The organism is Streptomyces sp. NPDC001204, assembly GCF_053598035.1.
In genome coordinates this window covers 1-2,920 of the sequence record NZ_JBSFJL010000083.1, presented here as the reverse complement: position 1 = coordinate 2,920, position 2,920 = coordinate 1, and the positions used below count along the sequence as shown (strand labels likewise).

Annotated in this window: 2 protein-coding genes; both read right to left on the bottom strand. The window is 63.0% G+C overall.

The features are described from left to right. The coding region (locus tag ACWC91_RS41405) for a PE-PGRS family protein (RefSeq protein ID WP_450645000.1) at positions 1-1,283 on the bottom strand (1,283 nt) is incomplete at its 3' end. Between the two features lie 198 nt (positions 1,284-1,481). Then, positions 1,482-2,174 (bottom strand): hypothetical protein, encoded by a 693-nt coding sequence (locus tag ACWC91_RS41400; protein WP_450644999.1) that lies wholly within the window; start codon positions 2,172-2,174, stop codon positions 1,482-1,484. Positions 2,175-2,920: the final 746 nt, after the last annotated feature.

Genomic DNA, 2,920 nt, shown 5'->3' with positions numbered 1-2,920 from the left:
GCGCCGGTTCCCACGGCGAGGCCGATGGTGATCGGGTTGGGGGCGATCATGGCCGCGGTCATGGATGCGTTGAAGCCGACCTCTGCTACGTCGGCCACGTAACCCGCACCGTTGCGCTTGAAGGCCTCTACCGGGTTACCCTGCGAAATGACGTTGGCAGCGCTGAGCCCTGTCGAGGCGACGCCGCCGACGATACCGGCGCCTCGGAGAAATCCGGCCGTCTTCGCTGCGGCACCGAGCCCGGTGCGGAATGCGCCTGCACCGCGCGCGGCATTTGGCAGCGAGTTGGTGAATCGCTGTGCGTTTGAAGCTTTGGTGAAAACCTTGATGAGGCTGGCGTTGCCAGCTCGCATTACGGCTTGACTTGAGTGAGTGAAACCGCCATAAACTTGCGCCAGTTCGTCTGATCCAACCAAAAAGTTAATGGCTTTATTGACGGTCAGGCCCCTCCACAGAGGCGTATCCATGATCGGCAGGCGGCGGGCTGCGTTGTAAGCGGCGCCAGTCCAGTCGCCGACGGGCCCTCGGAGGAGCGGGACCTTCCGTGCCCATGAACTGAGGGCGCTGGGAAACCAACTGCCGGGTGCGCTGAGCGAGCGAAGCCTGGGAGTCCACTCGACGATCCCGTTACCGGCCCACTTCAGTGCACCGTTGTTAGTGCCTCGGAGCGCAACTCCAATACGGTTCTTCCAGGTTGTGAGCGCACCCTGTTTGAGGGAGTTTCCCAGCAGTACCCTGGTCAGTGAAGTGCCCTGGATAGTGACGGTGGCGGTGGCCTTCGTGACTGACGTCCAATCGCCGTAATAACCGATAATTGTTGCAATGGTCCCTTCATGGGGCTGCAACCCGGGTATCTGCGCGATTGCGTGGGCCTTCATGCGTTCGATCCAGTCGTTGAGCGACTCGTCAGGCGTTCTCTTGAAGGAGTAGGCTTTCGGGTCGTCACTGGCCGCAACGGAGTTCGCGAGTAGGATTTCGTCCGGAGAGAGTCCCTTTCCGCCGTGCTTATCGAGGTACTTCTGCAGCTCACTCGCGCTGAATCCTGCCCAACGTACCCCTGCCTCGGGATCGCCGTCCTCCAGGCGCGCGATTGTGGCCCGCTTGCGCAGGTCGGGTGCTGCGTCTTTGACCCAGCCGCGCATCGGCTTCAGAGAGGTGAGATGACTGGTGACGCCGAGTCGTGAGGCTCGCGTGAAGGCCTCGTCGAGTTTGTCTTGTATGCCGCCTCGTCCATCCAGGAGTTTGGCGAGCTGGTCCAGATCGTCCGGATTGACAGTCCTCACGCTTTTTTCCCCTCAAAAGTGCGGCACGCATTTTGATCCTATTTCTCACTGTCGGCTCAGGATAGTCATCGCGCGCGGACTTGTCGTTCGTCCCGTAAGACAACCCGCTGATCGGGATGGTGCCCTACTTGGCTCTCCTCGGAATGGAGACGAACGCCAGACGATCGTCAAATGGGTGCCCGTGCGGAGGGGGACATTTCATCCGTTGCGTACCAAGGCATATGCGAACACGAGTCGCCGGTCGATCCACCCGGCCCTGAGCAGGAATGACCGGTGCCCCTGAGACGTCATCACCAACTCATCATTGGCCCGCCACTCCAGAGGCCTCTGCGGAGAGGAATGGTCACCTCCCTCAGCTCCGAGGTCGGCCACACCTTGGACAACACTCGTGAACAACTTCCCGGCTCCCCGTTGAACGATTCCCTTGGTACCGCCCTTCGCCCACTCGTGGCAGCTCACGATGGCGGGCCGTCCGGGCTGCTCGATGTACCACTCCGGCTTCAGAGCCCGCCTGAGAGCGGCGGCTGTGTGAATCGAGCCGATGACACGACCGTCGCCATCGTGGACCTGGAAGTGGCGTTCTCCGCCTCTGTCTTCCGGTGCGGCGAGGTAGCAGAGAACCTGCTGTCCTTCGGGGTCCTCGAACAAGCGGAGGTCTCCGGGCGTGGACGTTGACGACTGGGATTCTGGCGGAAAGAACGCGCACGGTGCGAAGACGCGGTGCATGCCACCGCCGCTTGGGACACGGAAGGCACGCGGCCCGTGGACGGCGTTCTTCCGATCACCCCCGGCCGGACGTTCCTCGGTCCCGATCGCGAACTCCCACGCATCCACCCAGCCGACGGGCTGCACGCGCGGCTCTTCGATCTTCTTGCCCCTGCCGAACGCCATACCTGACTCCTATCGCGACCTGTGCATCAGGGAACGACACGACTGTAGAGGAACCATCGAACCCGGCGGGGTCGAGCCCGAAGAGGCTCGGCGATGGCTCGTTGGACACTGCAGACAACCCAGGCACGCCGCCGTGACAGGCTCGAGCAGTGCTCGACGCGGGCTAGGGAGGTGAAGAGATGGAACGCAGCACGGACTGCGGCGCGGCCCTCCTGTCCTGCTTGCATGCCTGTCTCAACCACACGCCCTTCTTGGCGAGGTCCGACACCTCCAACATCACCCCCGCGAACTCCACCGTGTCGCCAACCTGGGGGCCTTGTCCACCGCGACCGGCATCGCGGCGCAGTTCGCGCCGATGCCGGCGGTTCCCGCGGCGGTGTCGACGTACGAGACGGTGAGGAACAGACCAGTCGGGAAGCGCTGTACGCCGCCGTTGTTGAGTGGGGGCGAGTGTCTGGCTCTCGGCGGGGGAGGCCTTGGCTGCTGCTGCGAGAACTGTGTGGTTTGTAGTGAGGCGCAGACCCTCGTCCACAGAACCGCCGTCGGTATCACACGACTTGGGGGCGGCGGCCAGTGCGGTTCTGTCCTTGGGGTCCTTCGGCTCCAGGACGACGCGGTACGAGCAGACTTGGGTAACTGTGTAGCTGCGAACCGAGATGGTGACCCGCGTTCCGGGCTTTACGCTCCACTGCCGCTGACCTGGTTTGAAACGTTGCCCCGTCCCACAGCGTCGCTGTGCGCGTCGT

Excerpts from the sequence above, each read along its gene's own strand:
- ACWC91_RS41400 (WP_450644999.1), bottom strand. The coding sequence starts at position 2,174 with ATGGCGTTCGGCAGGGGCAAGAAGATCGAAGAGCCGCGCGTGCAGCCC.